At 69.7% G+C, this 22520-nt stretch carries 20 protein-coding genes; 12 read left to right on the top strand and 8 right to left on the bottom strand.

The window, feature by feature from the left end:
- Nucleotides 1-183 precede the first annotated feature (183 nt).
- Nucleotides 184-1704 carry an aldehyde dehydrogenase gene (adh, locus tag ACQZ13_RS02990; protein WP_431049809.1) on the top strand — a complete coding sequence of 507 codons (1521 nt, stop codon included), beginning with the start codon at nucleotides 184-186 and terminating at the stop codon, nucleotides 1702-1704.
- Here the strand turns inward: adh and ACQZ13_RS02985 are convergent.
- Entirely contained in the window at nucleotides 1701-3251 is a 1551-nt protein-coding gene (locus tag ACQZ13_RS02985; RefSeq protein ID WP_431049808.1) for a methyl-accepting chemotaxis protein, read from the bottom strand. The genes adh and ACQZ13_RS02985 overlap by 4 nt on opposite strands.
- A gap of 187 nt (nucleotides 3252-3438) precedes the next feature.
- Here ACQZ13_RS02985 and ACQZ13_RS02980 point away from each other — a divergent pair, with 187 nt between their 5' ends.
- The 4 genes from ACQZ13_RS02980 (at nucleotide 3439) to ACQZ13_RS02965 (ending at nucleotide 10334) form a co-directional block, all read left to right on the top strand.
- Nucleotides 3439-4539 (top strand): carbohydrate kinase, encoded by a 1101-nt coding sequence (locus tag ACQZ13_RS02980; protein WP_431049807.1) that lies wholly within the window; start codon nucleotides 3439-3441, stop codon nucleotides 4537-4539.
- A gap of 29 nt (nucleotides 4540-4568) precedes the next feature.
- Nucleotides 4569-5498: a pseudouridine-5'-phosphate glycosidase gene (locus tag ACQZ13_RS02975; RefSeq protein ID WP_431049806.1), complete on the top strand. Its 930-nt coding sequence runs from the start codon at nucleotides 4569-4571 to the stop codon at nucleotides 5496-5498.
- Nucleotides 5499-5825: 327 nt separating this feature from the next.
- Nucleotides 5826-7127, top strand: a complete 1302-nt coding sequence (locus ACQZ13_RS02970; RefSeq protein ID WP_431049805.1) for an efflux RND transporter periplasmic adaptor subunit — start codon at nucleotides 5826-5828, stop codon at nucleotides 7125-7127.
- Nucleotides 7128-7211: 84 nt separating this feature from the next.
- Nucleotides 7212-10334: an efflux RND transporter permease subunit gene (locus tag ACQZ13_RS02965; RefSeq protein WP_431049804.1), complete on the top strand. Its 3123-nt coding sequence runs from the start codon at nucleotides 7212-7214 to the stop codon at nucleotides 10332-10334.
- Nucleotides 10335-10424: 90 nt separating this feature from the next.
- Here ACQZ13_RS02965 and ACQZ13_RS02960 read toward each other — a convergent pair whose 3' ends face one another.
- From ACQZ13_RS02960 to ACQZ13_RS02945, 4 genes are all read right to left on the bottom strand, one after another.
- A complete protein-coding gene (locus ACQZ13_RS02960) occupies nucleotides 10425-11033 on the bottom strand; it encodes a DNA-3-methyladenine glycosylase I (RefSeq protein WP_431049803.1) in 609 nt (202 codons plus the stop codon).
- Nucleotides 11034-11055: 22 nt separating this feature from the next.
- Nucleotides 11056-11529, bottom strand: coding sequence for a low molecular weight protein-tyrosine-phosphatase (locus ACQZ13_RS02955; RefSeq protein ID WP_431049802.1), 474 nt, complete (start codon nucleotides 11527-11529; stop codon nucleotides 11056-11058).
- A gap of 19 nt (nucleotides 11530-11548) precedes the next feature.
- Nucleotides 11549-12235 carry a ribulose-phosphate 3-epimerase gene (gene rpe / locus ACQZ13_RS02950; RefSeq protein WP_431049801.1) on the bottom strand — a complete coding sequence of 229 codons (687 nt, stop codon included), beginning with the start codon at nucleotides 12233-12235 and terminating at the stop codon, nucleotides 11549-11551.
- 84 nt (nucleotides 12236-12319) lie between these two features.
- Entirely contained in the window at nucleotides 12320-13186 is an 867-nt protein-coding gene (locus tag ACQZ13_RS02945) for a substrate-binding periplasmic protein (protein ID WP_431049800.1), read from the bottom strand.
- A gap of 147 nt (nucleotides 13187-13333) precedes the next feature.
- On the opposite strand from ACQZ13_RS02945, the gene apaG reads away from it, so the two are divergent.
- From apaG to ACQZ13_RS02925, 4 genes are all read left to right on the top strand, one after another.
- Nucleotides 13334-13708 (top strand): Co2+/Mg2+ efflux protein ApaG, encoded by a 375-nt coding sequence (gene apaG, locus ACQZ13_RS02940; RefSeq protein WP_088405969.1) that lies wholly within the window; start codon nucleotides 13334-13336, stop codon nucleotides 13706-13708.
- Nucleotides 13708-15696 carry a site-specific recombinase gene (locus ACQZ13_RS02935; protein WP_431049799.1) on the top strand — a complete coding sequence of 663 codons (1989 nt, stop codon included), beginning with the start codon at nucleotides 13708-13710 and terminating at the stop codon, nucleotides 15694-15696. Before apaG ends, ACQZ13_RS02935 begins: the two co-directional genes overlap by 1 nt.
- Before the next feature lie 166 nt (nucleotides 15697-15862).
- Complete coding sequence (gene mltA / locus ACQZ13_RS02930; RefSeq protein WP_431049798.1) at nucleotides 15863-17041, top strand: murein transglycosylase A; 1179 nt, start codon at nucleotides 15863-15865, stop codon at nucleotides 17039-17041.
- 137 nt (nucleotides 17042-17178) lie between these two features.
- Nucleotides 17179-18159, top strand: a complete 981-nt coding sequence (locus ACQZ13_RS02925; protein ID WP_431049797.1) for a HEAT repeat domain-containing protein — start codon at nucleotides 17179-17181, stop codon at nucleotides 18157-18159.
- Nucleotides 18160-18249: 90 nt separating this feature from the next.
- Here ACQZ13_RS02925 and ACQZ13_RS02920 read toward each other — a convergent pair whose 3' ends face one another.
- Nucleotides 18250-18531: a DUF427 domain-containing protein gene (locus ACQZ13_RS02920; RefSeq protein ID WP_067279015.1), complete on the bottom strand. Its 282-nt coding sequence runs from the start codon at nucleotides 18529-18531 to the stop codon at nucleotides 18250-18252.
- Between the two features lie 11 nt (nucleotides 18532-18542).
- Here ACQZ13_RS02920 and ACQZ13_RS02915 point away from each other — a divergent pair, with 11 nt between their 5' ends.
- A complete protein-coding gene (locus tag ACQZ13_RS02915) occupies nucleotides 18543-18809 on the top strand; it encodes a hypothetical protein (protein ID WP_431049796.1) in 267 nt (88 codons plus the stop codon).
- A 115-nt stretch (nucleotides 18810-18924) separates the two neighbouring features.
- Nucleotides 18925-19134, top strand: coding sequence for a hypothetical protein (locus ACQZ13_RS02910; protein WP_431049795.1), 210 nt, complete (start codon nucleotides 18925-18927; stop codon nucleotides 19132-19134).
- A 4-nt stretch (nucleotides 19135-19138) separates the two neighbouring features.
- Here the strand turns inward: ACQZ13_RS02910 and ACQZ13_RS02905 are convergent, their stop codons facing one another.
- A complete protein-coding gene (locus ACQZ13_RS02905; protein WP_431049794.1) occupies nucleotides 19139-20785 on the bottom strand; it encodes a GDYXXLXY domain-containing protein in 1647 nt (548 codons plus the stop codon).
- Nucleotides 20782-21732: a DUF2157 domain-containing protein gene (locus ACQZ13_RS02900; protein WP_431049793.1), complete on the bottom strand. Its 951-nt coding sequence runs from the start codon at nucleotides 21730-21732 to the stop codon at nucleotides 20782-20784. The genes ACQZ13_RS02905 and ACQZ13_RS02900 overlap by 4 nt, the downstream gene beginning before the upstream one ends.
- Before the next feature lie 104 nt (nucleotides 21733-21836).
- Between ACQZ13_RS02900 and ACQZ13_RS02895 the strand changes: the two genes are divergently transcribed.
- Nucleotides 21837-22508, top strand: coding sequence for a dienelactone hydrolase family protein (locus ACQZ13_RS02895; RefSeq protein WP_431049792.1), 672 nt, complete (start codon nucleotides 21837-21839; stop codon nucleotides 22506-22508).
- Nucleotides 22509-22520 lie beyond the last annotated feature (12 nt).

The following is a 22520-nucleotide window of genomic DNA, read 5'->3' as shown; positions in this document are numbered from 1 at the left end:
CGGAACACCTGTCCCGCCGTCGAGGCGTGTGGTCCAGGCTGGACCGATCCTGACCAATTCGGACCGCGATGGGAAGAGGCTTTCCGCCCGGCAAGCAGGGTCTTGCGCGCGAAGCCCGCGCTGGCACGCCCCATGCAACGACCGTCCCGGCGTCCTCGCCTTCAACCACCAGGAGACAACCCCATGATCTACGCCAAGCCCAACGCGGCCGGCGCGCCGGTGCAGTTCAAGAAGCGCTACGACAACTTCATCGGCGGCCAGTGGGTCGCGCCGCGCGACGGCCAGTACTTCGACGTGATCACGCCCATCACCGGGCAGGTCTTCGCGCAGGCGGCGCGCTCGACCGCCGCCGACATCGACCTGGCGCTGGACGCCGCGCACGCCGCCGCCGAGAAGTGGGGCGGCACGCCCGCGGCCGAGCGCGCCAACGTGCTGCTGCGCATCGCCGACCGCATCGAGCAGAACCTGGAACTGCTCGCCTACGCCGAGACCGTCGACAACGGCAAGCCGATGCGCGAAACGCTGAACGCCGACCTGCCGCTGGCGGTCGACCACTTCCGCTACTTCGCCGGCTGTCTGCGGGCGCAGGAGGGCGGCCTCAGCGAGATCGACGCCAACACCATCGCGTACCACTTCCACGAGCCGCTGGGCGTCGTCGGCCAGATCATCCCGTGGAACTTCCCGATCCTGATGGCGGCCTGGAAGCTGGCGCCGGCGATCGGCGCGGGCAACGCGGTCGTGCTCAAGCCGGCCGAGTCGACGCCGGTCAGCATCCTGGTCCTGGCGGAGCTGATCGCCGATCTGCTGCCGCCGGGCGTGCTCAACATCGTCAACGGTTACGGCAAGGAAGCGGGCATGCCGCTGGCGCAGAGCAAGCGCATCGGGAAGATCGCCTTCACCGGCTCGACGGCGACGGGCCGTGTCATCGCGCAGGCCGCGGCGACCAACCTGATCCCGGCCACGCTGGAACTCGGCGGCAAGAGCCCGAACGTGTTCTTCCCCGACATCGCCGCGCAGGACGACGACCTGTTCGACAAGGCGATCGAGGGCCTGGTGCTGTTCGCGTTCAATCAGGGCGAGGTCTGCACCTGCCCGTCGCGCGCGCTGATCCACGAGTCGATCTACGACAAGTTCATCGCGCGCGCCATCGACCGCGTGAAGGCGATCAAGCAGGGCAACCCGCTGGATACCGAGACCATGATGGGCGCGCAGGCCTCGTCGATGCAGCTCGACAAGATCCTGTCGTATCTGGAGATCGGCAAGCAGGAGGGCGCGCAGTGCCTGATCGGCGGCGGACGCGCGCAGCTGGGCGGCGACCTGGCGGGGGGCTATTACATCGAGCCGACGCTCTTCAAGGGCACCAACGACATGCGGATCTTCCGCGAGGAGATCTTCGGCCCCGTGCTGGCGGTGACGACCTTCAAGACGGAGGAGGAGGCGCTGCGCATCGCCAACGACACGCCGTACGGGCTGGGTGCGGGCGTGTGGTCGCGCGACATCAACACGGCCTTCCGCATGGGCAAGGGCATCAAGGCCGGCCGCGTGTGGACCAATTGCTATCACGCCTATCCGGCGCACGCGACCTTCGGCGGCTACAAGGAATCCGGCATCGGTCGCGAGACCCACAAGATGATGCTGGACCACTACCAGCAGACGAAGAACCTGCTGGTCAGCTACTCGCAGAAGAAGTTGGGGTTCTTCTAACTCATCCGGAACACGGCCACCGCCTGCACCAGCTGCGTGGCCTGTTTCTCGAGTGAATCGCTCGCCCCCGCGGACCGCTGCACCAGTGCGGCGTTCTGCTGGGTCGTCCGATCGAGTTCACTGACGGCCTGACTGACCTGGGCGATGCCCGTCGCCTGCTCGCGCGTCGCATTGCCGATGGTCGAGATCAGCGCCGAGACGCTCCTCACCTGCTGGACGATCTCGTGCATCGCCTTGCTGGCCTCGTCGACCTGACGTCCGCCGGCTTCCACGCGTTCGACGCTTTCCCCGATCAGCTGCTTGATCTCCTTGGCCGCCGCCGCGCTGCGTTGCGCCAGCGATCGCACCTCGCTCGCGACGACCGCGAACCCGCGTCCCTGCTCGCCGGCCCGCGCGGCCTCGACCGCCGCGTTCAACGCTAGGATGTTGGTCTGGAACGCGATCCCGTCGATGACGCCGATGATGTCGCCGATCCGCTTGCTGGAGGTCGTGATCCCGACCATGGTCTCGTTGACGTTGCGGACCACCTCGCCGCCCTGCGCCGCCGCCACGCTCGCGCCCTGCGCGAGATCCTCGGCCTGCCGCGCCGCGTCGGCGTTGCTGCGCACGGTGGCGCTCATCTCCTCCATCGACGCGGCCGTCTGCTGCAGGCTCGCCGAGGCCTGCTCGGTCCGCGCGCTGATCTCGTTGTTGCCGTTGAGGATGTCCCCGCTCGACGACCGCACCGTCACCACCTGGGCCGCGACGTCGTCGATCACCCAGCGGAACATCAGTCCCAGCTGGTTGAGCGATCGCAGCGCCATGCCGATCTCGTCGACGCGGTCCATCTGCAGCGGTTCGCGCGTGTCGCCGCTGGCGACGCGCTTGGCATGGCGGGCGAGCTGCTCCATGGGCGCCACGACCTGAGCCTCCAGGAACCACATCGCCAGCAGCGAGACCACCACGAAGGCGCCTATCCACATCGCCGCGGCGGCCAGCGTCGCGGCGCTCATCCACGCGGACACGATCGCCGCGATCGTCAGCGCGAGCAGCGGCAGCCGCACCCGCCACCTGACCGGCATGGTCTTGAGCATCGAGGTCCACGCCATCGCGCCCGTGCGCACCAGCACGCCCTTGTGGATGCGCAGGTGCCTGGCGCGCCCTTCGCGCATGTCGGCGTAGAGGCGCTCCGCGCCGGCGATCTCCTCGGCCGACGGCCGCGTGCGCACCGACATGTAGGCCACCGGCTGGCCATTGCGCATCACCGGCGTCGCGTTCGCGCGGACCCAGTAATGGTCCCCGTTCTTGCGCCGGTTCTTCACCAGCCCGGTCCAGGACTCGCCGCCCTGCAGTGTCTGCCACATGTCCCCGAAGGCCTCGGGCGGCATGTCGGGATGCCGGACGATGTTGTGGGGCTGGCCGAGCAGCTCCTCCGTCGTGAAGCCACTGGCCTCGACGAAGGCCTCGTTAGCGTAGGTGACCCGGCTCTTCGTGTCCGTCGTGGACATCAGCGTCGCGTCGGCGGGGAAGTCGTACTGGCGCTGGGTGACGGGCAAGTTCTTCCGCATGGCGTCCTCCTTGACTGTTTGATGCGGCGCACTCCCCGCCGTGACCGGTCTGTGGGAGCGCGTCAAGCGTATGCAAAGTTCGCTAATCGCGCGAGTCCCTTGCGTCCTCACCCATCAGCATAGACAAATGTCTTATTGAAGGACATATGTTTGCATCAAGGTTTGAAGCTCTCTAGAATCCGCCGCCATGACGCCCCCCAAGGAACTCTCCTCCAAGGAACAACTGCTGGCGCTGGTCGAGGCCAACCCCTTCATCGGCCAGCAGGAACTGGCGGACCAGTTGGGGCTGTCGCGCTCCGCCGTGGCGGGTCATCTCGGACAGCTGACGCGCGAGGGGCGCATCCTCGGCCGCGCCTACGTGCTGCCGCAACGCCAGCCCATCGTCTGCATAGGCGGCACGAACCTGGACCGCAAGCTGCGCTCGGTCGGGCCGCTGCGCATGGGCAGCTCGAATCCGGCGCGCCAGCATGAATCGGCGGGCGGCGTCGCCCGCAACATCGCGGAGAACCTCGCCCGGCTCGGTCTCCCGGTGCATCTGCTGACCGCCGTCGGCCGCGACGCCGCCGGGCAGACGCTGCTGACGCAGCTGCAGGGACTGGGCGTCGATTGCGCGGGCTGCCTGCAGGCGGCGGACGCGGCGACGGGCAGCTACACCGCGGTGCTCGATCCCGACGGCGAGCTGGTGCTTGCGCTCGCCCACATGGAATTGACCGATCGGCTCGATCCCGCCTTCCTGCGCCAGACCGCGCCGCAACGCGCGCCGGCGCGCTGGCTGGTGGCCGACCTGAACCTGCCGCGCGAGACGCTCGACGAGCTCCGCGCCGAGGCGCGGCTGCGCGACCAGCGCCTGCTGCTGGTGGCCGTCTCGGAGCCGAAGATGGCGCGGCTCGGTGCCGACCTGCGCGGCGTCGAGCTGCTGGTGCTGAACCGCGGCGAGCTGCAGGCGCTCTGCGGCCGCGCCCTGCCCGATGACGACGCCCTGCGCGCCGCCTGGCGATCCCTGCACGAAGCGGGACTGCAGCGGCTCGTGATGAGCGACGGCCCGCAGGGCGTGCGCTTCTCCGACGGCGACGACCTGGTCCTGCTGCCGCCTCCGTCGCTGGATCCGGCCTCGATCCGGGAGGTCACCGGCGCCGGCGACGCGATGACCGCCGGCATCGCCGCCGCGCTGCACCGCGATCCCGACGACCTGCGCGGCGCCTGCGCGCTCGGCCTGCGGCTGGCCGCGCTGACGCTGCAGAGCGACGCCACCGTCAGCGAGGCGCTGAGCCCGGCGCTGCTCGTCTGAACGACTCCTTCGAACCCGAAAGCACCCGCATGAACACGCAAGACCTGATCGACCAGAACCTCCTCGACTTCTCGCCCGAAGTGGCTGCCGCGCGCGCCGAAGGCCGTCCGCTGGTGGCGCTGGAGTCCACGATCATTTCGCACGGCATGCCGTATCCGCAGAACGTGCAGACCGCGCGCGAGGTCGAGACGATCGTGCGTGAACACGGCGCCGTGCCCGCGACGATCGCCGTGCTGGACGGGAAGATCCGCGTCGGGCTGAACGACGCGCAGCTGGAGCTGCTCGGTCAGTCGCCCGATGCGATGAAGCTCAGCCGACGCGACCTTCCCTTCGCGCTGGCGACCGGGCGCGTCGGCGCCACCACGGTGGCCGCGACGATGATCTGCGCGCGCCTGGCCGGCATCGAGGTCTTCGTCACCGGCGGCATCGGCGGCGTGCATCGCGGCGCGGAGACGTCCTTCGACATCTCCGCTGACCTGCAGGAACTGGCCCGCACGCCGGTGGCCGTGGTCTGCGCGGGCGCCAAGAGCATCCTCGATCTGGCGCTGACGCTGGAATACCTGGAGACGCACGGCGTGCCGGTGCTGTCGGTGGGGCAGGAGAACTTCGCCGCGTTCTACACGCGCGACAGCGGATTGAAGGCGGACTTCCGCATCGACGCGCCGGCGGACCAGGCGCGGTTCCTGCGGACGAAATGGGCGCTCGGATTGAGCGGCGGCGCGGTGATCAGCAATCCGGTGCCGGCCGTGCATGAAATGCCCCAGGCCGTCATCGACGGCTTCGTCGAGCAGGCGCTCCAGGAAGCCGCCGCGCAAGGCATCAGCGGCAAGGCGGTCACGCCCTATCTGCTCGCCCGCATCAAGGACCTCAGCGGCGGCGCCAGCCTGGTCACCAACATCGCTCTCGTCAAGCACAACGCCGTCGTCGGCGCGGCGCTCGCGAAGGCACTCGTACTCTGACGGCCGCTGGCCCTCACCCCCACCCTCTCCCGCAAGCGGGAGAGGGGGCCACCCCAGTGATCCTGCTCCGAATGGCTCGGTGCATTCTCACTCCCTCTCCCGCTTGCGGGAGAGGGCGGGGGTGAGGGCCAGCGGCGCAGGCAGTCCGCAAGCCTTCTGACGCCTGCCGGAAACGCTCGTTCACGCTCCAATCGCACAGGTTTTCCTCCCGCACGCGCAGGATTAACCTGAACGAAACAATCATCGAAAGGACCGGACTTAACCTTCCGCGCCCTCAGGGAGCTTTGCAACGTGCTCCCTGGATGACTGTCGTTGGAGAACGTGTTCATGCGCCGCAAGCCCCTTGTCCTGTCCTTGATCGTCGTGCTGCTCGTCGCGGGCGGGGGCTGGTGGTGGAAGTCGCGCGCCGCCTCCCGTGACGGTGGCGAGGCCGGCCCTGCCGCCGCGGCCCGAGGAGCCTCCGGTCCCGCCGGCACCCAGACCGTCGGCGTCGTCACCGCGCAGCGCCGCGACGTCCCGGTCACGGTCGAAGCCTCCGGCACCGTCACGCCGATCAACCAGGTCGACCTGCGCGCCCAGACCACCTCGACCATCCGCGACGTGCTCGTCCACGACGGCCAGACCGTCACCAAGGGTCAGGTGCTCTTCCGCTTCGACGAACGTGCGGACCGCGCCAACCTCGACAAGGCCCGCGCCCAGCTCGCCCGCGACAAGGCTGCGCTCGGCGACCTGCAGCGCCAGTACGAGCGCGCGAAGGACCTGCTCGCACAGAACTTCGTCGCGCAGAGCGCCGTCGACACCGCGCTGGCCAGCCTGCAGGGCGGCCGCAGCCTCGTCGACGCGGACGCCGCCGCCGTCGAGTCCGCCTCCGTCGCGCTCAGCTACAACGAGATCCGCGCGCCCTTCGCCGGCCGCGCCGGCGCCGTCAACGTCTGGCCCGGCAGCCTGGTCCAGGCCAGCGCCACCGGCACGCCGCTGGTCAACATCGTCCAGATCGATCCGATCGCCATCAGCTTCAACCTGCCCGAGACCGAGCTCGCGCCCGTGCTCGACGCGATGCGCCCCGGCGCCACCGGCGCGCAGGTCACGCCGCCCGAGGTCCAGGTCGTGCTGCCCTCGATCGAAGGCGGCCCGTCCCGCAAGGACAGCAAGGGCGGCAAGCCGGTCGAATCGGTGGCCCGCGGCAAGCTGACCTTCGTCGACAACCTCGTCGACGCCACCACCGGCACCATCAAGCTGAAGGCCGAGTTCACCAACGACGCGCAGAAGCTCTGGCCCGGCCAGTACCTGCGCGTGCGCATGACGCTGCGCAGCATGAAGGACGCGATCGTGATCCCGCAGGCCGCGATCATCCTGCGCGGCAACGATCGCCAGGTCTACGTCGTCGGCCCCGACAAGACCGCCCTGCTCAAGCCGGTGAAGCTGCGCTACACCTTCGGCGAGATGGCCGTCGTCGACGGCGTCGACGCGGGCGCGACCGTGGTGCTGGACGGCAAGCAGAACCTGCGCCCCGGCACGCCGCTGCGCACGCAGCCCGCCGCCGTCGATCCGGCCGCCGCCGCGCGCCTGGCCGCCGCCTCGGCCGCCGCGGGCGGCGGCGCCGCCGCCACCGACGTCGCCGCGCCCTGATCCGGCTGTCCGACCTCCAGACCTTCCGGTCCACGCCGTCGACGACTTGACGTCCCGAAGCCTTCAGCCCCCGCGGAAGCTGCCATGAATCTCACCGAACTCTTCATCCGCCGGCCGGTCATGACCGTGCTGCTGAACGTGGCGCTGGTCGTCGCCGGCATCGCCGCCTGGAGCCGCATCCCGGTCGCCGCGCTGCCCAGCTTCAACACGCCGGTCATCAACGTGCAGGCCGTGCTCCCCGGCGCCAGCCCCGAGACCATGGCCTCGTCCGTCGCGCTGCCGCTGGAGAAGCAGTTCTCCACCATCGCCGGCATCACGACGATCTCCTCGACCAACACGCTGGGCAACAGCTCGCTGACGCTGGAGTTCGACTCCGCGCGCGACATCGACGCCGCCGCGGTCGACGTGCAGGCCGCGCTGTTCCGCTCGCTGCGTGCGCTGCCGGTCGAGATGACGACGCCGCCGTCCTACCGCAAGGTCAACCCGGCCGACGCGCCGGTGCTGCTGGTGGCGCTGACCTCGCCGTCGATCAACCTGTCCGAGCTCAACGACTACGCCGAGAACCTGATCACCCCCAGCCTGTCGACCATCGACGGCGTGGCGCAGGTGTCCATCTACGGCCAGAAGCGTTTCGCGGTGCGCATCAAGGCGCGCAACGAGCTGCTCCAGCAGCGCAACATCACGCTCGACGAGCTGCAGGCCGCCGTCAAGGGCGCCAACGCCAACACCCCCGTCGGCACGCTGGACGGCGCGCGCCAGACGCTGACCATCCAGGCCAACAAGCAGCTGCGCGACGCCAACGCCTTCGGCGGCATCGTCGTGGCCACGCGCAACGGCGCGCCGGTGTTCCTGCGCGAGGTCGCCGACGTCGAGGACAGCTACGAGACCGTCAAGTCCTTCTCCAACTTCAACGGCGAGCGCTCCATCGTGCTGGCCGTGCAGCGCCAGCCCGACGCCAACACGGTGAAGGTCGTCGACGCGGTGAAGGCGATGCTGCCGCGCTTCGCCGCGCAGCTGCCGGCCTCGGTGCAGATGAGCACGCTCAACGACCGCTCGGTGTCCATCCGCGAGGGTCTGCACGACGTCTACTTCACGCTCGCGCTGACGGTGGCGCTGGTCGTGATGGTGATCTTCCTGTTCCTGCGCCGCATGGTCGCGACGCTGATCCCGACGCTGTCGCTGCCGATCTCGCTGATCGGCGCGGTGACGCTGCTGTTCGCGCTGGGCTACAGCCTGGACAACATCTCGCTGCTCGGGATCACGTTGGCCGTGGGCCTGGTGGTGGACGACGCGATCGTGATGCTGGAGAACATCTACCGCCACGTCGAGGACGGCATGGCGCCCTTCGACGCCGCCATCCGCGGCGCGCGCGAGATGGCCTTCACCATCATGTCGATCTCGATCTCGCTGATCGCCGTGCTGATCCCGATCTTCTTCATGCCGGGAGTGATCGGGCTGCTGTTCCACGAGTTCGCCGTCGTCGTGTCGCTGGCGATCGGCGTGTCGGCCGGCGTGTCGCTGACCCTGGTGCCCATGCTCTGCAGCCGCTTCCTGAGCAGCCATCACGAGGTCGAAGAAAACGCGCTCGGACGCACCTTCGAAGCCGGCTTCGGCTGGGTGCTGAACAAGTACACGACGTCGCTGGACTGGGCGCTGGCGCGCCGCTGGGTCGTGGGCGTGGTGGCGCTGGCCACCTTCATCGCCAGCGCGTGGCTCTGGATCGTCATCCCCAAGGGCTTCTTCCCGGAAGAGGACATCGGCCAGATCCAGGCCAGCACCGAAGCGTCCGAGGACATCTCCTTCGCCGCGATGACGGTGCTGCAGGAACGCGTCGCGCAGATCGTGCAGGACGATCCGTCGGTGTCGTCGGTGTCCGCCGCGGTGGGCGGCGGCGGGGGCGGCGGCAACGTCAACACGGGGCGGCTCTTCATCAACCTGAAGCCGCGCGCCGAGCGTCCGGCGATGCCGCAGGTGCTGGAGCAGCTGCGCAAGAAGCTGCGCGGCGTGCCCGGCATCGCGGTCTACCTGCGGCCGGTGCAGAACCTGCAGCTGGGCGGCCGCCAGTCCAAGAGCCGCTACCAGTTCACGCTGCAGTCGGTCAGCACCGGCGAGCTCAACACCTGGGCCGTGAAGCTGCAGGACAAGCTGCGCAACGACCCGGTGTTCCGCGACGTCACCAGCGACTCGCAGCTGCGCGGGCTGCAGGCCAACCTCGTCATCGACCGCGAGCGCGCGACGCTGCTCGGCGTGCAGATGCAGGACCTGCGCAACGCGCTGTACTCGGCCTTCGGCGAACGCCAGGTCTCCAGCATCTACGCCGAGAGCAACACCTACCAGGTGATCATGGAGGCGACCGACAGCGACCGCCTCAGCGAGGACGCGTTCGACAAGATCTACCTGCGCGGCAAGAACAGCACGATGGTGCCGCTGACGGCCTTCGCGAGCGTGAAGCGCGAGCTCGGCCCGACGGCGGTCAACCACCAGGGCCAGCTGCAGGCGATCACGCTGAGCTTCAACCTGGCGCCGGACGTGCCGCTGGGCAATGCGACGGCCAAGATCGACCAGTTCACGAAGGAGATCGGCCTGCCGCCGTCCATCATCACCAGCTACGGCGGCGACGCCGCGGTGTTCAAGGATTCGCAGGGCGGGCAGCTGCTGCTGATCGTGCTGGCGATCGCGGTGATCTACGTGCTGCTGGGCGTGCTCTACGAGAGCTACATCCATCCGCTGACCATCCTGGCGGGGCTGCCCTCGGCGGCGGTGGGCGCGCTGCTGACGCTGCAGCTCGCGGGCATGGAGCTGACCATCATCGCGACCATCGGCATCCTGATGCTGGTGGGCATCGTGAAGAAGAACGCGATCATGATGATCGACTTCGCGCTGGACGCGCAGCGCAACGGCGGCATGACGCCGCAGCAGGCGATCCGCGAGGCCTGCATCCTGCGTTTCCGCCCGATCATGATGACGACGCTGGCCGCGCTGATGGGCGCGCTGCCGATCGCCCTGGGCCTGGGCGCTGGCGCGGAGCTGCGCCAGCCGCTGGGCCTGGCGGTGGTCGGCGGGCTGATCCTGTCGCAGGCGGTGACGCTCTACATCACGCCCGTGATCTACCTGGCGCTGGACCGCTTCAGCGGGAAGGGGCCGGACACGCGGGAGGTCGCCGAGACGCGCCTGACCGAGCATCCCGCGCCAGGAGTCGCGGACTGACGGGGTCCGCCCACCTGCCATCGCCGAGCGCGGCCTCCACGGGGCATGGGGGATCCCTCCAGGCCCCCCAAGCCCCATGCCGGCCCGGGATCACCGCGGCGGCGTGAAGCCAACGCGGGCAACCGCCGCCGTCTGGCGGCCGATGCAGCCCGGGGCATGGTCGTTGATAAGCCCCATCGCCTGCATGAACGCATAAACGGTCGTCGGGCCGACGAACTTCCAGCCGCGTTTCTTCAGCTCCTTGGAGAGCTTCACCGAGGTCTCCGACGTGGGCCGCACGTCGCCGCCCTCCTCCGGGTCCTCGAAGCGCCAGAAGAACGCGGCCAGCGAGCCGGCTTCCTTCTGAAGCTCCAGCGCGCGGGATGCGTTGTGGATGGCCGCTTCGATCTTGCCGCGATGGCGCACGATGCCCTCGTCCGCGAGCAGCCGCGCGACGTCGGCCTCGCCGAACTTCGCGACCTTGGCGATCTCGAACTGCTTGAAGGCTTTCCGGAAGTTTTCGCGCTTCGCGAGGATGGTCCGCCACGACAGACCCGACTGGAATCCCTCCAGGCAGAGCTTCTCGAACAGCCGCCGGTCCTCGTGGACGGGGTAGCCCCACTCGTGGTCGTGATAGTCGCGGTACATGTCGAAGCCGGGGGCCTCGCACCATTTGCATCGCCATTGGCCGTCCGGCCCTTGCGCCAACCGATCGCTCATCACCGCCTCTCCAGGTCTAGACTCAACCCGTCTTGTGGAACACCGCCTCGTCCCTCGGCCACGTGTGCACGCGCGCCTCGATCAGGTCGAGCACGTGGACGAAGGCATTGCCCGCGCCGTAGTACGGGTCGGGCACCTCGTCCAGGCCCAGCCCGGTCATGCCGGCGAGGAACAGCCCCAGCTTCGCCGGCGAGACCGCCGGCCTCGCCGCCTTCAGGCCGCGCAGCACGCTGCGGTCCATCGCCAGGATCAGGTCGTAGCGGTCGAAGTCGTCGGTCTTCACCTTGCGCGAGCGCCAGCGCCGGTCCATGCCGTAGCCGCGCTGTTCCAGCACGGCCAGCGCGCGCTTGTCGACCGGATGCGCGCGCGAGGACGCGAACACGCCGGCCGAGTGCACCTCGGTCAGGCCGAGCTCGCCGGCGCGCAGGCGCAGCACCGCCTCGGCCATCGGGGAGCGGCACAGGTTGGCCGCGCAGACCAGCAGCAGTCGGGTCACCGGGGCGACGCTTCCGGGCTCAGAGCGCCAGCTCGGCGCGCATCGCGTCGATGACGCTCTTGTAGTCCGGCTTGCCGAAGATCGCCGAGCCCGCCACGAAGGTGTCCGCGCCCGCGGCCGCGATCTCGCGGATGTTGTCGACCTTGACGCCGCCGTCGATCTCCAGGCGGATGTCGCGGCCGCTGGCCAGGATCATCGCCTTGGCCTGCTGCAGCTTCTTCAGCGCGCCGGGGATGAAGCTCTGGCCGCCGAAGCCGGGGTTGACGCTCATGATCAGCACCAGGTCGACCTTGTCGATGACCCACTCCAGCACGTCCAGCGGGGTGGCCGGGTTGAACACCAGGCCGGCCTGCGCGCCTTCGGATTTGATCAGCTGGATCGTGCGGTCCACGTGCTGGCTGGCTTCGGGATGGAAGCTGACGAGGTTCGCGCCGGCGCGGCAGAAGGCCTGCGCCAGGCTGTCCACCGGCTGCACCATCAGGTGCACGTCGATGGGCGCCGGCGTACCGTCGGGCTTGACCGCGTGCTTCTTCAGCGCCTCGCAGACCATGGGCCCGAAGGTCAGGTTGGGCACGTAATGGTTGTCCATCACGTCGAAGTGGATCCAGTCCGCGCCGGCGGCCAGCACGTTGCGGACTTCCTCGCCCAGCCTGGCGAAATCGGCGGACAGGATGCTGGGGGCGATGCGGTAGGTGGGCGGGTTCATGGCGGGGCGGGCGCGGAGCCGCTGGCGGGAAAAGCGACGATTGTAGAAAGGCTGCGGCGCCTGGCGGACGCCGCAGGTCGCCCGCTAGCGGTAACGTTCCGCCAGCCGTGCGATCTCGCCGGAGGCGCTGAGCTGGCGCAGACGGTCGGTGAGCCGCTCCACCGCCGCCTCGGGCAGATGGCGGGAGACCACGACGTACTGGGTCTCCTCCTCGAAGACCTGGGGCCCGATGCGCACGCGCGCCTCCAGGCCCGCGCCGCGCGCGGCCTGGCGCAGGTTGAAGTCCTGGCCGTAGACGCCGCCCGTGCGTCCGCGCACCAGCATCTGCAGCGCTTCCCTGTCGCTGCGCGCGGATTCGATGAAGGCCACGTCCGCCTCCTGCAGCGTCGCGGCCAGCTTGGTGCCCTGCGCCAGCAGCAGCGGCTGGCGGCGCGAGAAGGCGCGCAACTCGTCCCAGGTGCGCGGCGCGCGCTCGTCGCCGGCACGCATGGCCAGCACGTGCGAGATCCGGTACAGCGGCACCGGCAGGTAGCGCATCAGCGCATGGCGGTGCTCGGACTTGAGCAGGCAGAAGAACACGTCGAGGTCGCCGTTGCTCAGCATCAGTTCGAGCCGCCGCAGCGGCACCTGCTGGTTCAGGCCCTCGATGTGCAGGTCGGGATCGGTCCGCATCACGGCGGCGACGATCTCGCCGCACAGGCCGGGGCGCAAGGGATCGCCGGACGCGTACTTGGCCGGCGCGCCCGCCTGGGCGGCGCTGCGCAGCGTCAACGGCCCGGTCGCCCCGGCGCCCGGCACGGCGGGCGTCGGGGGGCCGGACGGCGCGGCCCTCGCCGAGTTCGCCGCGTTCGCCGCCACGAGCCCCAGGTCCACGGCGACCGTCGCGGCCACGCCGACCAGCGCGCAGCCGCGCGCCATGGCCTGGCGTCGATTGGGACGGGGAACTGCCAACGGGTGTCCTGCCCTTGTCTCCATGACGGATGGCGTCCGGTGCGTGCCGGTCGCGTGTGGTGGTCCGTTCGAGCGGGTTCTGTTTCTGCTGTGTGCGGTAGCCAGCATAGCCCACGTGGGGCCTCGCGGATTCCCTAGAATCCGGCGATGGCCCATCCGCACTTCCACTGCAGCGTCGCCGTCGAGCCGCTCGCCGACCAGACCTTCCCCGACCGCAACGAGTTTGCGTACGGCTACACCGTGACGATCGAGAACCGGGGCGACGTCACCGCCCAGCTGATCGGCCGCCACTGGACCATCGTGGACGGCAACGGCAAGGAACAGGAAGTGCACGGGCTGGCCGTCGTCGGGCACCAGCCGCTGCTGCAGCCGGGCGAGCGCTTCCAGTACAGCTCCTGGGCGCAGATCGCGACCCGCCACGGCACGATGAGCGGCCGCTTCCTGTGCGTCACGGACAAGGCCGAAGTCTTCCACGCGGACGTGCCCGAGTTCCTGCTGGCCGACACGGGCTCCCTGCATTGATGTTCCGTCGCCAGGGCTGGGACCTCACCGCGCTGCTGAACGCGGCGCATCCGCAGGCGCCGCTCGCCGAGCGCAACCTCTGGCTGGTGCGATTGATCGAGTGGCTGCGCCACGCGCCGCTCAAGGACGACCGGGCGCCGTCCGCGCCGTCCGCGCCACTGCCGATCCTGCGCCTCAAATACCTGCTCCGCATGCTGGAGCGTCATCCGGACCACGCCAAGGCCTTCGCCGAGGTCATCGCCAGCGTGTGGGCCGACGTCGACGCGATCAGCCTGTTCGCGGAAGTCGGCTTCGCGCCGCGCATGGCGCTGTGGAACGAGTTCCTCGGCCGCCTGCGCCGCCGCCTGCTGCCGCTGAGCGCGGACACCAAGGACCTGTCCGAACTGTTCGAGCTGCTGTTCCCGCACGAGGCCGACGAACAGTGGATCGCCGCCGTCGACGACGAGCTGCTGGAGCGGCTGGGCCTGCTCTTCGCCGGCGCGCCCGAGGGCGACTGGCGCGAGGAGATGCGCGCCGCGATCACGGTGCTGGTGAGCTCGGTGCGCTCGGCCGGCCTGTCCGGCGCGCTGCGCGTGCGGATGGATCCGCAGCTGCTGGCGCGGCGCCCGTTCCGCAACCTCGCCACCGCGTGGGAGCAGGTCGAGCACGCCCTCGTCGAACACGACCGGGCCGCCCTGCCCGGCCGGCTGCAGTACCTGCGCGGCCTGCTCGACGAATGCCGGGCGGCGGTGCGCTCCGTGCCGGACCACCTGGAGGAGCACGGCGTCTCGGTGGACCTGATGTTCGGCGTCGAGCAGATGCAGGCGCGGCTGCGCCGCGTCGAGGACCTGCTCGCCGTGCTGCTGGCGGATCACCCGCAGCGCGAGCTGCTGCGCCTGGTGGCGGCGCTGGTCGCGGTCGTGCACGACCGCCGCAGCATCCGGACGCTGTTCGCGCGGCACTACTCGCTGCTGGCGCGCAAGGTCGCGGAGCGCAGCGCCGAGACCGGCGAGCACTACATCACCCGCAACCGCGAGGAGTACGGCGACATGCTGCGCCGCGCCGGTGGCGGCGGGCTGGTGATCGCGGGCACCACCTTCATGAAGTTCGCGATCATGGCGCTGGGACTGTCCGCGTTCTGGGGCGGCTTCTGGGCGGGCGTGAACTACGCGGGCAGCTTCGTGCTCATCCTGCTGCTGCACTGGACCGTCGCGACCAAGCAGCCGGCGATGACCGCGCCGGCGCTGGCCGACAAGCTCCGCCACATCGACAGCGACACCGGCCTGCAGGCCTTCGTCGACGAGGTCGCGCACCTGTTCCGCTCGCAGACGGCGGGGATCCTCGGCAACCTCGCGCTGGCCGCACCGGTGGTGCTGATCGTCCAGCTGGCAGCCTGGCTGAGCTTCGGCAAGCCGCTGGTCGGCGTGAAGGAGGCCGAGCACGTGCTGCATGCACTGACCGTGCTGGGGCCCTCGCTGTTCTTCGCCGCGTTCACCGGGGTGCTGCTGTTCGCGTCCAGCCTGATCGCGGGCTGGGTCGAGAACTGGTTCGTCTTCCACCGCCTGGACAGCGCGATCGCGTGGAACCCGCGCATCGTCGCGCGGCTGGGCGCGGGCCGGGCGGCGCGCTGGTCGCGCTGGTGGCGCGACAACATCTCCGGACTGACCGCCAACATCAGCCTGGGCCTGATGCTCGGCCTGGTGCCGGCGCTGCTGGGCTTCTTCGGTCTGCCGATCGAGGTCAGGCACGTGACGCTGTCCACCGGTCAACTGGCCGCGGCGGCCGGCGCGCTGGGACTCGACGTCCTCAAGCACTGGCCGTTCTGGCTCTGCGTCATCAGCATCCTGGGCACCGGCGTGCTGAACGTGGGCGTCAGCTTCTTCCTGGCGTTCAAGGTGGCGCTGCGCTCGCGCGGCATCCGGCTCGCCGATCAGAAGCGCGTGCGCGCGGCGATCTGGGCACGGATGCGCCGTCAGCCGATGAGCTTCCTCGTCCCGCCGAAGGGCTGAACCTCAGGAAGGCAGGACAGGCGCGCGAACGATCGACCGCGGCGCCGCTCAGGCGGCGTCGCTGTCGTCGGGTCGCTCGCCGCCCTTGCGACCGGAGAACATCGTCCACCAGACGATGAAGACGAGCAGCGCGAGGGCGCCGAGCGCCTCCAGCAAAATCACGCCCATGATTCGTGGTCCGATCCGTTGCAGAACTCGCCGCTGGAGCGCGGCGCTGGCGATTCTAGGCGCGCTGGGCGGCGCGACCGCCGGCCTGTCCGCGGTCCTCGTCGGCGCCGACGCCGTCGCGGCGGAATCGACGATCGATCCCGAGAAGCTGCTCAACGGCCAGGACGACAGCGCCGGCCGTCGCGTGCTGCAGCGCGAGCGCTCGCGCTGGGTCGCGGCCCTGTGGAACGAGCTGCCCGGCTGGGGCCAGGACCGTGCGCTGGAATGGTGGCCCGCGCTGCTGCGCGGCTGCGAGAAGCCGATGCCCGGCTGGACCTCGATCTGCGCGCAGGCCCGCGCCTACAAGCCTGGCGGCGACTGGGACGCGATGGTCTGGCTGATGAAGCGGCTCCAGCCCTACCGCGTCGAATCGCTGGAAGGCCAGCGCGAGGGCGTCGCCACCGGCTATTACGAGCCGGAACTCGCGGCGCGCCGCCAGTCGCAGGGCGAGTTCCGCGTCCCGCTGCTGGCGCCGCCGCTGGACCTGCCGCAGCGCAAGCCCTACGACACGCGCCAGCAGATCGAGAGCAACGCGGCGCTGTCCCGGCTCAGCCTGGCCTGGGTGCAGGATCCGCTGGACGCGCTGGTGATGCAGATCCAGGGCAGCGGCCGGCTGCGGGTGACCGAGCGCGACGGCTCCAGCCGCTGGGTGCGGCTGTCCTTCGCGGCGCACAACGAGCAGCCCTACCGCTCGATGGGCCAGTGGCTGATCGCCCAAGGCGAACTGCGCGCCACGGAGGCGTCGTGGCCGGGCATCAAGGACTGGGGTCGGCGCAACCCGCAGCGGCTCAAGGAAGCGATGTGGGCCAACCCGCGCTACGTCTTCTTCCGCGAGGAGCCCCTGCCCGACCTGGCGGTCGGTCCGCGCGGGGGTCAGGGCGTGCCGTTGACGCCGGGTCGCTCGATCGCGGTGGACAAGGCCAGCATCCCCTACGGCACGCCGGTCTGGCTGGACACGACCGAGCCGCTGTCGACGACGCCGATGCGGCGGCTGGTGATGGCGCAGGACACGGGCGCGGCGATCGTCGGCGCGGTGCGGGCGGACTACTTCTGGGGCTGGGGCGAGCAGGCCGAAGCCCAGGCCGGCCGGATGAAGCAGCCGCTGCGCCTGTGGGTGCTGTGGCCGCGCAACAGCTGACCCTGCCTTACCCAACGAGGGGGATGGCACGGCCGTACGGGCGACGCTAGGATCGCGCGCCGCGATGCGAACGTTCGGGTTTTCCTGTGCGATCGGACCGCGCGACAACAACCAAACGATCTCTCGAGGGAAACTCAATGATCCGTACTTCTACGGCCTGGCGCGCGCTGGCCGCCGTCGGCGTGGCCGCCCTGCTGAGCGCCTGCGCGCCGGCCAGCTATCTCGTGAAGACGCCGGCGCCGTCCGGCCTGAAGGGCACCGGCCAGGCGCCGGCCGACACCACCATCACCGTGGTGGACCTGCGCAAGGGCGCCGAGCGCGACTTCAGCACCGGCATCCTGCCCGCCGGCCTGCGCACCGATCAAGGCCCGATCCAGGCCCCGGTGTTCCTGGCCGAGACGCTGCAGGCGGAACTGGCCTCGCGCGGCATCAACGCCAAGGTCAAGACGGGCGAGACCGGCCAGCCGGCGCTGTCGCTGCAGACCTTCCGCATGCTGAACCACCGCTCCAACGGCTTCTCGCCGTTCGTGACCTTCACCTACCTGTCGGCCGACATCGACACGCCGTCGGGCAAGAAGCGCGTGACCAGCTTCGTCAAGCGCGGCAAGGTGCCGGTGTGGAGCTTCGAGGAGGTCATCGAACCGACGATGAACCAGCCGCTGAGCCTGGCCGTCAAGGAACTGGCGAGCAAGATCGCCGCGCAGGCGTACGGCTGGAAGGCCAGCGATGCGGAAGTGCAGCGCCTGCTGGACAAGCTGACCGGCGACAAGCTGGCCGGCGACGCCTACCTGGACGTCTACGCGCTGGGCTTCAGCAACAGCCCGAAGGCGGTGGACCGCATCGTCGAGCTGACTCGCCACGGCGACGAGTACGTGCGACTGGCTGCGATCTCGTCGGTCGGCACGCTGGGCGCGACCGGCCAGATGGGCATGCTGAAGGCGCTGTACGAGCGTCGCGACGGCGTCTGGGCGGACCGCGCGATGGCGCTGAAGTCCATCGGCGACCTGGGCACGCCGGATTCGCGCGCCTACCTGGAAGCGGAACTGAAGCGCTGGGAGACCGGCGACAGCAGCAAGGAAGCGATCTGGACGGCGCAGATCATCCGCCTGTACCTGTGATCGGCTGATCCGTTGATGTTCTGATCCTGCGATCGCCTGATCGCAGGACTGTCGCGCCGCCGGCTGGGAAGCTGGGCGGCGCGATCGTTTTTACTCGGTGACCTGGACGCCTTTCCAGAAGGCGACGCGGTCCTTGATCTCGGCGGCGGCTTCCGAGGGTTCCGGGTAATACCAGACGGCGTCCGGGTTCATGTCGCCGTGGACCATCAGGCTAAAGTAGTGCGCCTGGCCCTTCCAGGGGCAGGACGTGCGGTGATTGCTGAACGTGGTGAACTCGCGCTTCAGCGAGGCGACGGGGAAGTAATGATTTCCCTCGACCACCACGGTGTCGTCGCTTTCGGCGATGACTTCGCCGTTCCAGATTGCCTTCATTCCAACTCCTCGTGCTCAAACGTTATTTCGCCCATCGGGGCAAGGACATCTTCGTCACCGCCGGCTCTGCGAGAGACCTGGCACCCGGCTGTTTCGGGATCTGCGCGATCGGGGGCGGCGCGGAAGGCTGGTCCGTCGTCCACGTCGGCCCGGACGGCGACGCCGCCGACCTCGGCGGGGAGTACTACTTTGCCACCTCCGAGGAAGCCCTCGCGTTCCTGAAGGAACTCATCGACCTGATGGTGGACGGCGGGGAGCCGGAAGGCTTGGACGAGTGACCCCTGGATGAGGCGATTTCCCGTTCAGATCGACTCAGAATTCGAGGCGATTCTCAGCCCCATCGTCTCGCGTACACAACATGGAAGCCACGACATCGGGCCGCGCCAACGCGCCATGCTGAACACGCTGATCGACGCGGGGCCCGCGGGAATCGAAGGCGGCATGAGCACGCGCAAGTACGAGCAGATCGGCGAGACCTCGCGCGCCACCGCCTCCCGGGAATTGCTGGAGCTGGAAGCGCTCGGCTGTCTGCGGCGCTTTGGCGCCGGCAGGTCGACCCACTATCAGGTCGCCATCGACGGCTGGGGCCCGGCACCTGCTTGATCGCTCACAACGGCTTCAGATCCTCCCCCACCACGCGCACCAGCAGGCCCTTGCCTTCTGGCGTCACGCGGAACTCGCCGTACTTGGCCGGTTGCCAGCGATCGGCCTCGCCCTCCTTGAAGAACCACGCGTCGGAGACGAAGGTCCACTGGCCCCCCTTGGGCGCCAACTCCAGCACCTGCGCGCCAGCGGGCACCGCCTCACCCGGCGCGAGCAGCTTCGGCGAGTGCGCGATGCCGCGCTCATCGAGCAGCACGGCGATGCGCGGACGCGCGCCCCAGAGCAGTGAAGCGTCCAGGTCGGAGCGGGAACGCCAACCCACGCTCGGCAGGTCGTAGTTCAGGCGCATGTAGTCGCCCTGCATCAGCGAGCGCGGATCGACCGGCGCCAGCTTCACGAAGACCGGGCGGCCGTCGGCGATGAGCTGCTCCCGACTGGCGATCAGGACGTTCACCAGGACGAGCGCCACCGCGCCCGCGCCGAGCAGCACCGCTGCGCCACCGCGCAGCGTGAGCGCAGGCCGCGCTCCTTCGTCCGACGAAGGCGCCGTCGGATGCCACGCCAGCCAACGGACCCACCCGGCGAGCGCTACGCCCATCACGACGAGGGCCAGCGACTTGTGCGCGAGCGGCAGTTGCCACTCGTAGTACAGCGCGCCGATCGCCCACACCGCCGCCACTCCGGCGAGCGCGGCCAGGCGCCAGCGCCGGGTCGACGCCATCAGCGCCAGCACCAGCAGGATCCCGCCGAGCGCGGGCATCAGCGCGGAGAGCGCCGCCAGCACCAGCACTGGCGGCAGGAGCCTCAACGCGCCGGAGGGGCGCCAGCGCCGCAGCACCCACAGCGCAGCCGCGAGCGCGAACAGCACAGACAGCGCCCGGCTCGTGCCCAGCAGGACCACATGGGCCGTGGTCAAGCCGACCGTCGTGCCGCGCATGAGCGCGCCGCCCGAGAACGCGCCGGCCGCAGCGAACGACCAGCCAGCCGCCACCGCATGCATCACCAGCACGGCGACCCACCACCCCGTCAGCGCGGCTTCGAGCGCTGCGGCAGAAGACGCGCTCCGCGCCTCCCGACCCAGCCGATCCCGAACGATCCACAGCAAGAGTCCTTCCGCGAGGAGTAGCGCGGCCGCGGCCTGCGACAGGCCTCCGTCATGCTCGTACCAGCCTCTCGGCACGGTCCCCTCCAACCACAGGTGGCCCAGGTACCCGGCCAGCGCCGCCATGCCGACGCCGAGCAATCCCCGCAACCATCCCTGCTTCAGCAGCACGATCAGCGCAGCGCCGATGGCCAGGCCGATCAATGCGGCACCGGCGTGCGAGAGGTCGCGCTGCAGTCCATAGCCGAGGCACACCAGACCGGTCGGCAGCAACGGCACCGCCGCCTGCTCCAGGAACAGCGGAATTGCTCGCGCCCGCAGCAGCACGACGGACAGCGCGATCAAGGCGATGCCTTCGATGTACGGCATCGGGCCGCGATCCCAGTCGCCCCCGAACAGCATCGCGAACAGGAAGAGGAACGGCGGCACCGCCAGCCAGGCGCCAAGCGCCGTCAGCAGCACCACCGGCCAGGGCCGCTCCGGCGCGTCGGCCTCCGCGGGCACCAGACCCTCGGCGAGCGCTTGCGCCTTCCAGTCCTGGCCGCTCATGCCCGAACCTCCATCGCGCGCACGCGCCGCATGATCAGACTCACGCTGACTGCAAGCAGTGCGCAAGCCACCAGGCCGATGAGGAAGACCCCGCCGACATCGCCCTTGGCGTCGATGACCACGCGTGCCAGCCCGACGACCAGCAGCGTATCGACCGCCAACGCCAGCGCGCTCAGCGCATAGACCTCGCCGCGTCGCCACGCCAGCACGAGGCCCACGCCCATCACACCCAGTCCCAGGAAGAACTGCGGCGCCACGTCCCTCGCGAACAAGCCGCCCAACGCCGTTCCCGAGACCGCGATCACCGACGCCAGCACCGCCAGACGCCACGCCCACGGCTGCGTCGCCGCGGCGGGCCGCAGCGCGAGTCCCGCGCACAGCAGACCGTAGGCGACGAAGCCGATCGCATGCACCGGCACCGTGGACGCGTCGAAGCGCCACGAATGCCCGCCGAAGGTTTCCATCCACAGACCGATCCCCGTCGCCACCACGAGCGCCCACGGCGTCCACGCCAAGTCCGAGCGCGACGCCCACGCGATCGGCAGTCCGAGCGCGGCCCACAGTGCGAACAGCTGCCAGGGATCGGCGCCCGTCTGGTAAGTCTGTCCGAAGAAGGCCAGCAGGCCGCCCAGCGTCAGGAAGGCCACCAACGCCAGCGGTGCGCGCCACGCACGCAGCATTGCCGCCGCGATCAGGCTGACCGCGAGCACGGCCTGCAGCAGCCCGAAGCGCATGAACCGCCCGAAGTCGTCCCAGTTCGCCGCCACCCACAGGATCAGCCCGAACCCGATCAACCCTGCCGCCAGCGCGCCCGCGCCGCGGCGCAGCGGCGTCCACGGATCGCCCGGCGGATCATCGACGCCGCTGAGCGCCCGCAAGCGGCGTGCGCTGGTCGCATCCAGGCCCTGACTGGCCGTCCATTGGTACAACTGCTCGTGCAGACTCACGGGTTCCTCCCTCAGGATGCGACCGCCCGCAGGGGTCGTCGGCGATGTTCTTCGAGGGAGCCGATTCTTCCTCTCATCCTCCGTTCTCGCACTGGGAGTTCCACATGGGCCAGATGATCGACTTCGCCCGCCCCGACGGCGGCACCATCAGCGGCTATCTCGCCAGCGCCGGCGACGGCGCGCCGGGCATGATCCTCATCCAGGAATGGTGGGGCCTCAAACCCCACATCAAGGAGATCGCCGAGCGCCTGGCCTCCGCCGGCATCACGACGCTCGCGCCCGACCTCTACCGCGGTCGCATCGCCGCCAACGCGGACGAGGCCAGCCACATGATGGACGGCCTGGACTTCGTGGACGCCACCACGCAGGACCTGCAGGGCGCGCTGACCCACCTGCGCGAGCACCTCGGCTGCGGCCAGGTCGGCGTGATGGGCTACTGCATGGGCGGCGCGCTGACCATCCTCGCCGGCGTCAACCTCAAGGACCTGCAGGCGGCGGTCTGCTACTACGGCATCCCGCCGGCCGAGTTCGCCGATCCGGCCAAGATCGACGCGCCCTTCCTCGGCCACTTCGCCACGCGCGACGACTGGTGCACGCCGGAGAAGGTCGACGCCCTGGAGGCCCGCATGAAGGCGGGCGGCAAGGCTCCGGTCATCCACCGCTACGTCGCGGACCACGCCTTCTCCAACAAGACCCGCCCCGAGGTCTACGACGAGGCCGCCGCCGAACTGGCCTGGTCGCGCACCCTGGACTTCCTCAAGCAACACCTCGCCTGATCGACTGAACGA

The organism is Roseateles sp. L2-2 (genome assembly GCF_050613215.1).
Classification (GTDB): Bacteria; Pseudomonadota; Gammaproteobacteria; order Burkholderiales; family Burkholderiaceae_C; genus Roseateles; species Roseateles noduli.
The sequence above is the reverse complement of the archived record's forward strand: the minus strand, read 5'-3'. Positions and strand labels throughout refer to the sequence as shown.